The sequence below is a fragment of the Bowmanella denitrificans genome (assembly GCF_002887595.1).
Classification (GTDB): Bacteria; Pseudomonadota; Gammaproteobacteria; order Enterobacterales; family Alteromonadaceae; genus Bowmanella; species Bowmanella denitrificans.
On record NZ_PEBU01000006.1, the window covers coordinates 97,860 to 111,781 of the forward strand.

Consider the following 13,922-nt stretch of genomic DNA (forward strand, 5'->3'; position numbering starts at 1 on the left):
TCTGTTGTAACGCGATCAAACCCGCTGCCTGGCGGGTTTGTTTTTTCTGTGTAATTGCGTATTGTCAGCAAAGTATTGTGCAGTTGATCTGACTCTGACAGGAGAGAGGCATGGAGGCGATATTTGGCCTGATAATCTTGCTGGCCGCGTTGGCTGGCGTCATCGCTTTTTTTAAAGTGCAAAGTCTGAGCCGGGAGCTAAGTGAGCTGCGTCGGCTTGTTACTGATTTAAACAGCAGGATTGTGCCTGAGTCTTCTGGTCAGATGGAATCAACAGAACGGCATAAGACGGTGGATGGCATAAATAGGCCGGTCAATGTGCAGCCCAAGCCGGCTATCCCGTCGGTGTCACCAGCGGCAGTGTTACAAGTAAAGGCGTCCGCCAATCAGTGGCAAACCAGCTTCAAAGCCTGGCAGAACGCTTTTGAGCAAAACGGTATGGTGTGGATTGGTGCTGTGGCGCTGGCGCTTGGCGGCATCTTTCTGGCCAGTTATAGCCTGGAAAGGGGCTTGCTGTCTCCCCTGGCCAGAATCTTACTAGGTAGCGTTTTTGGTGTGGGTCTGATCCTGACATCCTTGTGGTTACACCGCCGTGCAGTGGTGTTTGAAGGTTACGCCAATTACATTCCCGCAGCCCTGGCCAGTGGCGGCTTTATTAGCTGCTTTGCCATGGTGCTTCTGGCCTTATATGGCTATCAGATGCTGGGTAATCTCAGTGCCTTTGTGTTATTAGCCATTGTCGCCCTGAGCGCCAGTTATCTGTCGTTATTGCTTGGCCCCTTGCTGGCGGCCATTGGCATAGTTGGCGCTTATACGGTCCCACTTTGGGTAGGGGCTGACAGTGGCAATCTGTTTGCATTGCTCAGCTATGTGCTGTTTGTTGGCTTGGCGGTGCTGTTACTTGCCAGACGTGTGCAGCAATCCTGGCTATGGTATGCCCTGTATGGTGGCCACTTTGGCTGGTACATGCTGGCCCTGATACAGGGGCAAGCATCAGACAGTTCGCTATTTAGTGGTTTTGTGTTGCTGACCTTGTACGGACTGGTGGTGTGGCCGGTCTGCGGCTGGCGCTTGCAAAACCGACAGCTGCAGTCGCTGCCATTTCGGTCCTTGTGGCAAGCAGACAAGGAAAACGCAGCTTTGTTGCTGAGCTTGCTTCCGGCCCTGGTATTTTTGTTATCAATCAGTTATCAAACGGCCAGTCTCACGCTGCTATTGGCGCTGGCTTTTGCCATGCTGGTGCTACCAAGGCTGCATTGCCGGTTTTCACATTGTGCGTTATTAACTTTGCCGATTTTTCTGGTCGGCATAATCATAGTGCCGACACCGGTGCGTTTGGATGAGTTGAGCGGCGCGTTAAGTGGCAATTATTTGTTGGTGGTGGGGAGCGCATTGTTGCTGTTTGTTTATGGCCTGGCGCTGGGCAGACAGCAGACAAAGCGTCTGGAATGCCATCTTTTGGCTGCCTTTGCCCCTTTTATTCTGATTGGGGTCGGCTATAGTCTGGCGCCGACAGGTGATAGCGGATTGCTCTACCCCTTTTGGGCGACCATGTTGTTGTTGATGAGCATGGGACTGGCAGGATTGGCCTGGCGGACTGCCGGTTGGCAGGCATTTTGTTACGTAGCAGGCAGTAACGCCAATCTGGCATTAAGTCTGACCATGCTGCTGAATGATAGCGCCCTGACCCTGGCGTTGCTGACGCAGGTGCTGGTTATTAGCTATTTGGCACAAAAAAGGCAACTGGCGCTGCCGCATTGGATTGTAAAGCTGCTGGTATCACTGATTCTATTGCGACTGAGTCTGGCGCCCTGGACGCCAGGTTACGACAATGTGCAATTGCTCGGACTGCATTGGTCTGTTGTGGTTTATCCTCTGGCCATTGGTCTTTTCTATCTCAGTGCCAGACTCTGGCAGGCTTCAGCTTTGTATCCCTGGCTGCTGGCAGCGGTACTGCATTTGTTTGCGCTGCTGGTCACCACAGAAACCAGTTATCTGTTAGTGGGGCACTATCCGCAGCCTGGTGCGCTTAGCTTTCAGGAAACAGTGTTATTGGCCATGAACTGGCTGTTATTGGGTGCTATGTATTTATATCGTGCCAGCTTTGCCGGCAATGCGCTGCCCATCTATCGATTCGCAGGTATTCTGCTTTGCATCGCCGCAGGGCTTTTGCAACTGCAATTGCTGGTGGACGACAACCCATTCTTCATTCAACAAGGGGTGGGGCAGTGGCCGCTCCTGAATTGGTTGTTGCCGCTATGGGCAGTGCCTGCGGCATTACTATTTTATCTCTCCCAAAGTCATCTGGCGGGGGCCGCAGCCAAGGTGGTAAAAGGCATCAGTGCCTTACTGGCGTTTTTGTTCGTCAATGCTGTGATTCGCCAGGTCTGGCAAGGTGAAGAAATCCATCTCTGGCTGGCCACCTCGGATGCTGAACAATACAGCTATTCGTTGGTTTGGCTGCTGATTGCCAGTAGTCTGGTCGGAATAGCTTATAAATTCGTCTTGCCTGGCTGGCAACGGCTGGGGTTCGGTTTGTTACTGATGGTTATTCTCAAGGTTTTCATTGTGGATATGGCAAACTTACAAGGCTTATTCAGGGCGGTGTCTTTTATTGGGCTGGGTCTTTGCCTGGTGGCGCTGGGTTGGCTATTTCAGCGGCTCAGGCAAAGTATTGCCAGTGAGCCTGATTATAACTGACGGCAGGTTGCCAGGAGCGCCTGCATCGCCTCCGCGCCCAGTTTTTTTGCGGTGGCTATATTGCGCTCGGGAATTGCCTCCGGTTCGCGAAAACGCGCCAGCACCTGTTCAATGCTGGCTTCACGCAGTAAGTGCAGCACCGGGTGGGGGGCTCTATTGGTATAATGCGCCGCGGAGTCTGCCGGTTCATCGGCAAAACAATACTGAGGATGAAAACTGGCAAGCTGATAAGTACCACGAAGTTGGTTGTTATCCAGACTGCGGTTGGCTTCTTCCAGTAATACAAGGTATTGCTCGTAGTCGTCAAACTGTGGATAAATCAGCAAGCTGGTGGCAATCTCAGGGTGGGCATCCAGATAGTCACACTCATCCAGCAGTGCTTCTATTGCTCTGACCATCCGTTCATGGCCGCACACCAGATAGCGGGTATTGGCCAGTTCTTTTTTAGCAAAAGGGCAAAAGTTCAGACCCACCACCACTGTCTCTACCCAGTGGCGGGTCTGGCTGATTAGCTTTTGCTCGTTCATCAACTGTGATATTTCACGTAGGCTTCCAGGGTGTTTTCGATCAGGCTGGCTACTGTCATTGGACCAACCCCGCCCGGTACCGGGGTGATCCAGCCAGCCCGTTCCACAGCACTGGAAAACTGCACATCACCTACTAATTTACCGTCGTCGACCCTGTTAATGCCTACGTCAATAACAATGGCACCGGGTTTGATCCAATCGCCAGGAATAAATTCTGGCTTACCAACGGCGACTACCAGCAAATCTGCCCGTTCCACATGGGCACGCAGATCTTTAGTAAACTTGTGGCAAACGCTGATTGTGCAACCTGCCAGTAGCAGTTCCAGTGACATGGGGCGACCAACGATATTGGATGCGCCCACTACAACGGCGTCCAACCCCTTGATATGACGCTTGGTGGATTCAATCAGGGTCATAATACCTTTAGGTGTGCAGGGCCGCAGCGCCGGCAGACGCTGGGCGAGACGACCCAGATTGTAAGGATGGAAGCCGTCCACATCTTTATGCGGGTGAATGCGCTCCAATATCTGTTCGGCATTAAGGCCGGCTGGCAGGGGCAACTGCAATAATATGCCATCGACCTGATTGTCCGCATTGAGCTCATCTACCAGATCCAGTAACTGTTGTTGTGTAGTACTGGCGGGTAAATCATAGGAGCGGGAGACAAACCCCACTTCTTCACAGGCGTTGCGTTTGCTGCCGACATAAACCTGAGAGGCCGGATCGCTGCCGACCAGGATCACCGCCAGCCCTGGGGCGCGTTTTCCTGAGGCACGTATAGAGGCTACCTGGCTGGCCACATTCTGGCGTAATTGCTTGGCAATAAGTTTTCCGTCAATAAGTTGTGCTGGCATGGATTTATTTATCTATATAGAAGCGTGGCCAATATTGTCCCACAGATTAATGATTCCATTAAGCACTTGATCTATAGATAGCGTTCGACAATTTGTGAATCAGGGTGGATTGATAGAAAAGCAGGGTTGTATAGAAGGAATTGCTCAAAATGTTGGCAAATAAGTCGAAAACTAGCCAGTCTGTTTTAAAATTGCGCATACGAACTTTTTTTAATGAAAAAGTGTTTGACGGTCAAAGGTCATGTGGGTAATATTCGCGCCCCGTAGCAGCCAGTAAATGTTCTACTGCTACAGCAAGAGTCGGTGAGTAGCGCAGCTTGGTAGCGCACTTGTTTTGGGTACAAGGGGTCGCAGGTTCAAATCCTGTCTCACCGACCATCTCTTGCTTCAGGTTCGAAGAGCGCCCGTAGCTCAGCTGGATAGAGCAACGGCCTTCTAAGCCGTGGGTCGCAGGTTCGAATCCTGCCGGGCGCGCCAGCGACAGGCAGGTGAGAACAGTTCGACAAAATCGCCTGGAGCGATTTTAAACATCCATAGGATGGCCCGAAAGGGCGGAGTACAGGAAGTACGAAGTCATCCTGCAGGGCGCGCCATTCTAATCTGGTGTGACCAAAAAGAGAATCAGTGGTGGGCGTAGCTCAGTCGGTAGAGCCCCGGATTGTGATTCCGGTTGTCGTGGGTTCAAGTCCCATCGTCCACCCCACTCTTCTCTCTCTTCTTTCGAATTCTATCTTGTAATCCCTTTTTTCTTCGCTTTTATCCAATATTTTTTCGTTTTTTCAACTGGAATTGCCATGGGGCTGCCGCTATAATGCTGCGTCTTTTTATCAGGTCCAAGTTCACCCTCCAATCGCCTGATTCCCGCCAGATAGATTAGCGCGTGATTAAAAGGAAGTGGGTGGGCATATAGAAAAGCAGCCTAAGTGCGCATAGTTGAGGTAGAAGAATGCAAGTTTCCGTTGAGACGACTAAAGGTTTAGAGCGCCGTCTTACCATCACTGTTCCGGCTGAAAAAGTCGATGTCGCAGTAAAATCCCGTTTGCAACAATTGGCTAAAACCCAAAGGGTTAATGGCTTCCGTCCAGGCAAGGTACCCGTTACTGTTATTCAGAAACGCTTCGGTCAAGCCGTTCGTCAGGAAATCGCTGGCGAAGTAATGCAACGTAATTTCTATGAAGCCATTGTTCAGGAAAAATTGAACCCTGCCGGTATGCCTGCCTTTGAACTGAAAAAGGATAGCCAGGGTGAAGACCTAGAATTTGTGGCTTCGTTTGAAGTTTATCCAGAGGTGGAAATTAAGGACCTGAGTAAAATTCAGGTAGAAAAGCCGGTTGTTGAGATCGCCGATAAAGATCTGGACAACATGATGGACACCCTGCGTAAGCAGCACGCTACCTGGAAAGAAGGCAAGCGTAAAGCCAAGAAAGACGACCGTGTCACTATCGATTTCGTTGGCACTATCGACGGTGAAGAATTCGAAGGTGGCAAGGCCGAAGGCTTCCAGTTGGAGCTGGGCAAAGGCCGCATGATCCCAGGTTTTGAAGACCCTATCGTGGGCAAGAAAGCCGGTGAAGAAGTGGTTGCCGACGTGACCTTCCCTGAAGATTACCATGCTGAAAAACTGAAAGGCAAAGCCGCTCAGTTCACCATTAAAGTGACCAAAGTAGAAGGCTTGGATCTGCCGGAAGTGAACGAAGAGTTCGCCAAGCTGTTCGGTGTGGAAGACGGTGGTGTTGAAGCCCTTCGTGCCGAAGTACGCAAGAATATGCAACGTGAGCTGGAGCAAACGCTGAAAAACCAGGTTAAAGAGCAGGTTCTTAAAGGTTTGCTGGAGAACAACCAGGTAGATCTGCCTAAGGCGCTGGTTGACCAGGAAATCAACGTATTGCGTCAGCAAGCACTGCAGCGCTTTGGCAACCAACAGCAAGGCAATATGCCTGAGTTACCTGCCGAACTGTTTGAAGAAAATGCCCGTCGTCGCGTCAGCATCGGTTTGTTGCTGGGCGAAGTGATCAAACAGAAAGAACTGAAAGTAGATGCAGCTAAGGTTGAAGCGTTGATTGAAACCACTGCTTCTGCTTACGAAGATCCTGCTGAAGTGGTTAGTTACTATAAAACTAACAAAGAACTGATGCAGCAGATGAATAATATTGCGCTGGAAGATCAAGCTGTTGAAAGCGTGTTGGCAGAAGCCAAAGTCAAAGAAGTGAAAAAGGCCTTTGACGAAATCATGAACAGACAAGCCTAATTTGGCTGTTGTTCGTTGACTTGACCAGTCAGCAACTGCTTAAATGCTCGGTACCTACCGAGCATTTTTATTTTCAGCGGACGAAACCCAAACGCTACAAGGAGGGGTCCAAGTGTTGAATAACGAGAAGCCTAATATGATGCAGAATGCCTTCGAGCCCATGAATTCTCTGGTACCCATGGTGGTTGAGCAAACCTCCAAAGGGGAGCGGGCCTATGATATTTACTCCCGACTGCTGAAAGAGCGAATTATCTTTATGGTAGGTCAGGTGGAAGATCATATGGCCAACCTGATCGTTGCACAGATGCTGTTTCTGGAGTCAGAAAACCCAGAAAAAGATATCTTTTTGTATATCAACTCTCCTGGCGGTTCGGTGACGGCGGGCATGGCTATTTATGACACCATGAACCTGATAAAGCCCGACGTCAGCACGATGTGCGTAGGACAGGCGGCCAGTATGGGCGCATTCCTGCTATCCGGCGGTGCCAAGGGCAAGCGTTATTGTCTGCCAAACTCCAGAGTGATGATTCACCAACCCCTGGGCGGTTTTCAGGGCCAGGCATCGGATTTTGAAATTCATGCCCGTGAAATACTGTCTATCAAGGAAAAGCTTAATCGTCTGATGGCTGAGCATACCGGGCAGGACTATGAGATTGTGGCCAGGGATACCGACAGGGACAACTTTATGAGTGCGGCGGAAGCCAAAGAATATGGACTGGTGGATCAGGTGCTGGCCAATCGTCTGGATGCCCATCAAGATAAATAGTCACTTCGGCTTATTTGTCGCCAAGAAATTGAGAAATTGGTCGATAAGGGTTAATACTTGTAAGACAGGTAGCCCCAGGTCTGACAGAGGTAACGAGTAAATGAGTAATAGTCACAGCGGGGACGGCGATAATAAGCTGCTGTATTGTTCTTTCTGCGGCAAAAGCCAGCATGAAGTTCGCAAGCTGATTGCCGGGCCGTCAGTCTTTATCTGTGATGAATGCGTTGAGCTCTGCAACGACATCATCCGTGAAGAAATTAAAGAGATTGCCCCGAAAAAGAAACAAAGTGCCCTGCCTAAACCGCAGGACATCCATAAGCACCTGGACGACTATGTCATCGGTCAGGAGCATGCCAAGAAGGTGCTGGCAGTCGCTGTATATAATCACTATAAGCGTTTACGCAATGGTGATGTACATGAAGGCGTCGAGCTGGGTAAAAGTAATATTTTGCTGATCGGCCCGACCGGCAGTGGTAAAACCCTGCTGGCTGAGACCTTAGCGCGTTTTCTGGATGTGCCTTTCACTATGGCTGATGCCACCACCCTGACTGAAGCCGGGTACGTGGGGGAAGACGTTGAGAATATCATCCAGAAGCTGTTGCAAAAATGCGATTACGATGTAGAGAAAGCCCAACGGGGTATTGTTTACATTGATGAAATCGATAAGATTTCCCGCAAGTCCGACAATCCGTCCATTACCCGTGATGTCTCCGGGGAAGGCGTGCAGCAGGCGTTGCTTAAGCTGATTGAAGGGACCATTGCCTCTGTTCCACCCCAGGGGGGCCGCAAGCATCCGCAGCAGGAATTCCTGCAGGTTGATACTTCCAAGATCCTGTTTATTTGCGGCGGCGCTTTTGCTGGTCTGGACAAGGTGATTGAGCAGCGCATGCAAACTGGCACCAGCATTGGCTTTGTCGCCCAGGTTCGTAGTAAGGACCAGAAAGCCGGGTTGGGTAAGCTGTTCCAGCAGGTTGAGCCGGAAGATTTGATTAAGTACGGTTTAATCCCTGAATTCATCGGGCGTTTGCCGGTAGTCGCGACACTGGAAGAGTTGAATGAAGCGGCGCTTATCCAAATTTTGTGTGAGCCCAAAAACGCCTTAACCAAACAGTATGGCGCACTGTTTTCCATGGAAAACACCGAATTGGAATTCCGGGACGATGCTTTGCACGCTATTGCCACCAAGGCTATGGAGCGTAAAACCGGTGCCCGTGGATTGCGTTCCATCGTGGAAGGTGTGTTACTGGAAACCATGTACGAGCTGCCTGCCATGAGCAATGTCAGTAAGGTGGTGATTGACGAGTCGGTGATCCGCGGTGAATCCAAACCCATATTGATATACGATAACGCCAAGGAAAAGAAGGCGGCATCCGAATAATCAAAGGCCCCATTGGGGCCTTTTTGCTGCCTTGATAAAGGGAACTGCAGAAGATGACAGGGCATGTCGTTGAACTTCCCCTGACCATCCCCATATTATTTCCAGTTTAGATTAAAACGATAAGAGATTGAGTATGACGACTGAGCGACCTGAACGTGTCGAAATGCCCGTCCTGGCCTTAAGGGATGTGGTGGTATACCCGCATATGGTTATCCCGCTGTTTGTCGGCCGGGAAAAGTCCATTCAATGCCTGGAAGCGGCCATGAACAATGACAAGCAAATCTTTCTGGTTGCCCAGAAAGACGCTGGCATTGATGAACCGCAAACGGATGATATATACAAGGTTGGAACTATCGCCACTATTCTGCAATTGCTGAAGTTACCCGACGGCACCGTCAAGGTGCTGGTAGAAGGCAATGTACGCGGAGAAATTCAGACTTATCTGCAAACCGACGAGTTTTTCATCGCTGAGGTCATCCGTAAGCAGGACGATGCCATGGCTGATGCGGAACAGGAAGTCTTGATTCGTTCTGCTATCTCGCAGTTTGAAGGTTACGTCAAGCTGAATAAGAAAATTCCGCCAGAGGTACTGACGTCTCTAAATGGTATCGAGGATGCCGCGCGTCTGGCTGATACTATGGCCGCGCATATGCCGCTGAAGCTGGCAGAAAAACAGAAAGTGCTGGAAATGGCTCAGGTCAATGAGCGCCTGGAATATCTGATGGCGCTGATGGAAGGGGAAATAGACCTGCTGCAGGTGGAGAAGAAAATTCGCACCAGAGTCAAAAAGCAGATGGAGAAAAGTCAGCGTGAGTATTATCTCAATGAGCAGATGAAAGCCATTCAGAAAGAGTTGGGGGAGCTGGATGAAGCCCCTGACGAATTCGAAAGTCTGAGTAAAAAAATTGAAGACGCCAAGATGCCGGCCGATGCCAAACAGAAGGCCGCCGCAGAATTACAAAAGCTGAAGATGATGTCACCCATGTCAGCTGAGGCCACTGTGGTGCGCAGCTATATTGACTGGCTGGTGTCGGTGCCATGGCATAAGCGCAGTAAGGTGAAGAAAAACCTCGCCGCCGCCGAGCAAATACTGGACGCAGACCATTACGGTCTGGAGCGGGTCAAAGAACGTATTATCGAATACCTGGCGGTGCAGCAGCGCGTACGCAAGTTAAAAGGCCCCATATTGTGTCTGGTTGGCCCGCCTGGAGTGGGGAAAACCTCGTTAGGACAGTCCATCGCCAAAGCGACGGGCCGCGAATATGTGCGTATGGCCCTTGGCGGGGTCAGGGATGAAGCAGAAATCCGTGGTCATCGTCGCACATACATCGGTTCATTGCCCGGTAAACTGATCCAGAAGATGGCCAAGGTTGGCGTAAAAAACCCGCTGTTCCTGTTGGATGAAATTGACAAAATGTCATCCGATATGCGGGGCGATCCGGCTTCTGCCTTGTTGGAGGTACTGGACCCGGAACAAAACAGCAGTTTCAGTGATCACTACCTTGAGGTCGACTATGACTTGTCTGATGTGATGTTTGTTGCCACCTCCAACAGTATGAATATTCCAGGTCCGTTACTGGATAGAATGGAAGTGATTCGACTGTCCGGTTATACCGAGGATGAAAAACTCAATATCGCCACCCGCCATCTGATAGAGAAGCAGATGAGCCGTAACGGCCTGAAGAAAGGCGAGTTGGTCATTGAGGAATCTGCCATTTTGGGCATCATTCGTTATTACACTCGCGAAGCGGGGGTGCGCAGTCTTGAGCGGGAGATCTCCAAGATCTGTCGCAAGGCAGTAAAGAATGTATTACTGGATAAATCCATTAAGAAAGTCGTGGTGACTCAGGACAACCTGGCCGATTATCTGGGTGTGCAACGTTTCGATTACGGCAAGGCAGACAAAAACAATCAGATTGGTCAGGTGACGGGTTTGGCCTGGACTCAGGTTGGAGGCGATCTGCTTACTATCGAGACCGCTGCGGTCGCGGGCAAAGGTAAAACCACCTTTACCGGCTCGCTGGGTGATGTTATGCAGGAGTCAATTCAGACCGCCATGACAGTGGTTCGCAGCCGGGCCAGCAAGTTGGGCATTAACGATGATTTCTACGAGAAACGTGATATTCATGTACACGTACCTGAAGGTGCAACTCCCAAAGACGGTCCCAGTGCAGGTATCGCGATGTGTACAGCCCTGGTGTCTACCCTGACAGGTAATCCAGTGCGCTGTGATGTGGCGATGACCGGGGAAATCACCCTGCGTGGTGAGGTACTGGCCATCGGCGGTTTGAAAGAGAAGCTACTGGCCGCGCACCGCGGTGGGATAAAGACCGTGGTGATTCCCAAAGAAAACGAGCGTGACCTGAAAGAAATTCCAGACAATGTTAAGCAGGATCTGGCGATTCATCCGGTGCAATGGATTGATGAAGTGTTGGTCCTAGCCTTGGAAAACAATCCGGAAGGTTTCGAGGTGGTAAACGCCGCAAAGGCCTAGTTGGATTGCACCGACTTGGTGCTGAAAGGTCACGAAATCCGCTGTTGTGGATGACAAAGCGCAAAAAGTTGTCGTAAACAGGCACTTTTTGCGTTTTTTTTGATTTACAGGGCTTCCCTACCCAGCAAGATATGGTAGCCTTAATTCAAGATCGCTTCAGGCCTTGTCACAAAAGGGATAGCGGCGAATCTGAATTAATTTAAATATTAAAATCTTGGCTTGAAGTTGCGATTCAAGCTTGTTATAACATTTTCGCAACAATTGTTTGCGGATCAGCAATATAATAAAAACTGAAGGGGATGATATTGTGAATAAGTCTCAACTAATCGATAAAATCGCTGCTGGCGCGGATATTTCCAAAGCTGCCGCAGGTCGTGCACTTGATGCCCTGACCGATGCAGTAACCGACGCGCTGAAAGGTGGCGATCAAGTTGCTCTGGTTGGCTTTGGTACTTTCTCCGTGCGTGAGCGTTCTGCTCGTAGCGGTCGCAATCCACAAACTGGTGCGACTATCCAAATCGCAGCTGCCAAAGTGCCTTCTTTCAAAGCTGGTAAAGCCCTGAAAGACGCTTGTAATTAAGCCGCAATGTTCGGTTGAAAAAGCGATGATTTCTCATCGCTTTTTTTATGTCCAGGGATGGACGGTATGCCGTGGTCGCATGGATGCGAGAGAACGGCGATGTCCAGGGATGGACGGAACGAAAGCCAGCTCCTGCGTTTTCGTCACTTCCACCATCCTTGGTGGTCGGCAGAAAAGCTGCTCCTGCGCTTTCTGCACTTCCACCATCCTTGGTGGTCGTATGCCGTGGTCGCATGGATGCGAGAGAACGGCGATATGCATGGTGCGGCAATACGCCGTTGCCATTCTGTTTCAGTTTACACTGAGTTATAATCCGGCGAATTTGATTAAGCGCTGACCAGGTCTCCCCCAAGGTATTGGCGCAAATTGGAGTTTAAAGACCAAGATGTTAGAGAGAATAAGAGAAGGATCGCAGGGATTTTGGGCAAAAGCCATTCTGGGGTTGGTCATTCTGACCTTTGCCCTGGCTGGGGTTGGAAGCTACTTAAATGCTAAGTCAGATATCCCTGTCGCAACTGTTAATGGTGATGACATCAGTCAGTCCAGTCTGGAAAATGCTTATCAGAATGAACGTGCCAGAATGGAAAGCCAGTATGGTGATGCTTTTGCCAATCTGATGGCAGACAGCGAATATATGCGGACGTTCCGTCGTGGTTTACTGGATCGGCTAATCGCCGACAAGTTGGTAGAACAAACCGCTGCAGAGCTGGATTTGCGTGTCAGTGACAATCAGGTTAAAGAAGCTATTGTGAATATGCCTGAGTTTCAACTCGGCGGTACATTCAACAATGACAGATATCAGGCCGTATTGCGCCAGGCCGGGATGCAACCACAGGATTTTCGTGATCGTCTTCGCCAGGACATGACGCGTCAGCAGTTGATGCGAGCCTTGGTTGGCAGTGAATTCAGTCTGGATGCGGAAGTCGCACAAACATATGCGCTGCAGCAGCAAAAGCGCGATATCAGCTATGTGAATATTCCTGCCGTTGCTTTTGAGGCTGATGTACAGGTTTCAGAGCAGGAAATCAGCGATTATTATCAAACTCACATCAGCAGTTTTGACACCGAAGAGCAGGTTGCTTTGCGTTATCTGGAATTGAAGGTTGCCGATCTATTAGATGCGGTGCAGGTTTCAGAACAGGAGCTTAATGATTACTACCTGTCTAATCAAGACCAGTACAGAACCGAAGAGGAACGTCGCGTCTCGCATATTCTGTTGGAGTTTGGTGAGGATAAACAGGCAACGCAGGAACAGGCAAACGCTATTCTTGAGCGCCTCAACAATGGTGAAGACTTTGCTGCGCTAGCAAAAGAGTTATCTACCGATGCATTCAGTGCTGAGAATGGTGGTGATCTGGATTGGTTTGGCCGTGGCGTGATGGATCCCGCATTTGAAGAGGCCGCCTTTGCTTTGGCTCAGGAAGGCGATGTCAGTGACGTGGTGGAGAGTGCATTTGGTTTGCATATTATCAAGCTCACGGGTGTAAAACCTGAACAAGTGCAGACCCTGGAGCAGGTGCGGGATGAAATTGTTGCCGCAGTCAAGCAGGACAAAGCGCAGGCAGAGTTTTATCAGTTACATCAGCAGGTGGCTGAGCTGGCTTTTGAGCAGCCAGATAGTCTGGATGATGTGGCCGGTTTGTTGGGCAAGGAAATTCAAAGCACTGAACTGTTCAGTCGCACTTCTGCACCAGAAACCTTTGCTGGAAACCAGGTGTTGAATGTCGCCTTTTCAGAGGAATTGATTGAAGACCGGGTAAACAGCGAGGTGATTGATATTTCACCTGATCATTTGCTGGTACTCAGAGTGGCGGAACATCAACCACAGCGCACCCGTCAGTTAGCTGAAGTCAGCGAAGATATTAGCGCTCAGCTTAAAGCCGATAAAGCGCAAGCTGCAGCCAGACAATGGGCTGACGAGTTGGTTGCTTCAGCTAAGTCTGGAGAGAGTATTCAGTCCAAACTGGATGAGAAAGGGCTGAGCTGGGCAACGGAGTCAGGTCAAATGCGGTATGGCTCGGTACTACCGGCCGCGGTAGTGGAACAGGCCTTTAAATTGGCTGCCAACTCAGATGCGAATCTTGCTGCGGTCAATACAGCGGCTGGCAATGCCGCATTAGTAAGGCTAGACGCGATACACGAAGCGGAGGCTGCACAAGATACTATGCTGGCCAGCATTGAGCAGCGTCTCTCCAGTGGCCGCGGTCAGCAGCTTTATGTGGATTTTATCGATGCCTTAAAGGCGAAAGCAGATATAGAGATCCACGCTGTTCAGCAGTAAGCCTGAAAGCACAGAAAAAACGCTGCAGATTGCAGCGTTTTTTGTTTTAGAAGCCAGTTGACAGCGCTCTCGAGGTCAGAATGTGATACGTCAAC

General features: G+C 50.1%; 9 protein-coding genes and 3 tRNA genes. 10 read left to right on the forward strand and 2 right to left on the reverse strand.

Annotated features, from left to right (window positions below):
• The first annotated feature begins 110 nt into the window (after window positions 1–110).
• Window positions 111–2,699, forward strand: a complete 2,589-nt coding sequence (locus CSR04_RS12425; protein ID WP_102796630.1) for a DUF2339 domain-containing protein — start codon at window positions 111–113, stop codon at window positions 2,697–2,699.
• Here CSR04_RS12425 and CSR04_RS12430 read toward each other — a convergent pair.
• Together CSR04_RS12430 and folD are read right to left on the reverse strand one after the other, a co-directional pair.
• Complete coding sequence (locus CSR04_RS12430) at window positions 2,690–3,226, reverse strand: DUF1415 domain-containing protein (RefSeq protein ID WP_102796631.1); 537 nt, start codon at window positions 3,224–3,226, stop codon at window positions 2,690–2,692. The two genes, CSR04_RS12425 and CSR04_RS12430, sit on opposite strands and share 10 nt — an antisense overlap.
• On the reverse strand, window positions 3,226–4,080 hold the full coding sequence (gene folD, locus CSR04_RS12435) for a bifunctional methylenetetrahydrofolate dehydrogenase/methenyltetrahydrofolate cyclohydrolase FolD (protein WP_102796632.1): 855 nt from the start codon (window positions 4,078–4,080) through the stop codon (window positions 3,226–3,228). Before folD ends, CSR04_RS12430 begins: the two co-directional genes overlap by 1 nt.
• A 301-nt stretch (window positions 4,081–4,381) precedes the next feature.
• Between folD and CSR04_RS12440 the strand changes: the two genes are divergently transcribed.
• The 9 genes from CSR04_RS12440 to CSR04_RS12480 all read left to right on the forward strand — a co-directional run bounded on the left by CSR04_RS12440 (window position 4,382) and on the right by CSR04_RS12480 (window position 13,827).
• Window positions 4,382–4,458: transfer RNA gene (locus tag CSR04_RS12440), tRNA-Pro, on the forward strand.
• Between the two features lie 22 nt (window positions 4,459–4,480).
• Window positions 4,481–4,557, forward strand: a tRNA-Arg gene (locus CSR04_RS12445).
• A gap of 150 nt (window positions 4,558–4,707) precedes the next feature.
• Window positions 4,708–4,783: transfer RNA gene (locus CSR04_RS12450), tRNA-His, on the forward strand.
• A 243-nt stretch (window positions 4,784–5,026) separates the two neighbouring features.
• Window positions 5,027–6,328: a trigger factor gene (gene tig / locus CSR04_RS12455; protein WP_102796633.1), complete on the forward strand. Its 1,302-nt coding sequence runs from the start codon at window positions 5,027–5,029 to the stop codon at window positions 6,326–6,328.
• Between the two features lie 139 nt (window positions 6,329–6,467).
• Window positions 6,468–7,094, forward strand: a complete 627-nt coding sequence (clpP, locus tag CSR04_RS12460; protein ID WP_425427693.1) for an ATP-dependent Clp endopeptidase proteolytic subunit ClpP — start codon at window positions 6,468–6,470, stop codon at window positions 7,092–7,094.
• Between the two features lie 100 nt (window positions 7,095–7,194).
• Window positions 7,195–8,472 carry an ATP-dependent protease ATP-binding subunit ClpX gene (gene clpX / locus CSR04_RS12465; RefSeq protein ID WP_102796634.1) on the forward strand — a complete coding sequence of 426 codons (1,278 nt, stop codon included), beginning with the start codon at window positions 7,195–7,197 and terminating at the stop codon, window positions 8,470–8,472.
• A 133-nt stretch (window positions 8,473–8,605) separates the two neighbouring features.
• Window positions 8,606–10,966, forward strand: a complete 2,361-nt coding sequence (gene lon / locus CSR04_RS12470) for an endopeptidase La (protein ID WP_102796635.1) — start codon at window positions 8,606–8,608, stop codon at window positions 10,964–10,966.
• A 307-nt stretch (window positions 10,967–11,273) separates the two neighbouring features.
• Window positions 11,274–11,546, forward strand: a complete 273-nt coding sequence (hupB, locus tag CSR04_RS12475) for a nucleoid-associated protein HU-beta (protein WP_102796818.1) — start codon at window positions 11,274–11,276, stop codon at window positions 11,544–11,546.
• 385 nt (window positions 11,547–11,931) lie between these two features.
• Window positions 11,932–13,827 (forward strand): SurA N-terminal domain-containing protein, encoded by a 1,896-nt coding sequence (locus CSR04_RS12480; protein WP_102796636.1) that lies wholly within the window; start codon window positions 11,932–11,934, stop codon window positions 13,825–13,827.
• Window positions 13,828–13,922 lie beyond the last annotated feature (95 nt).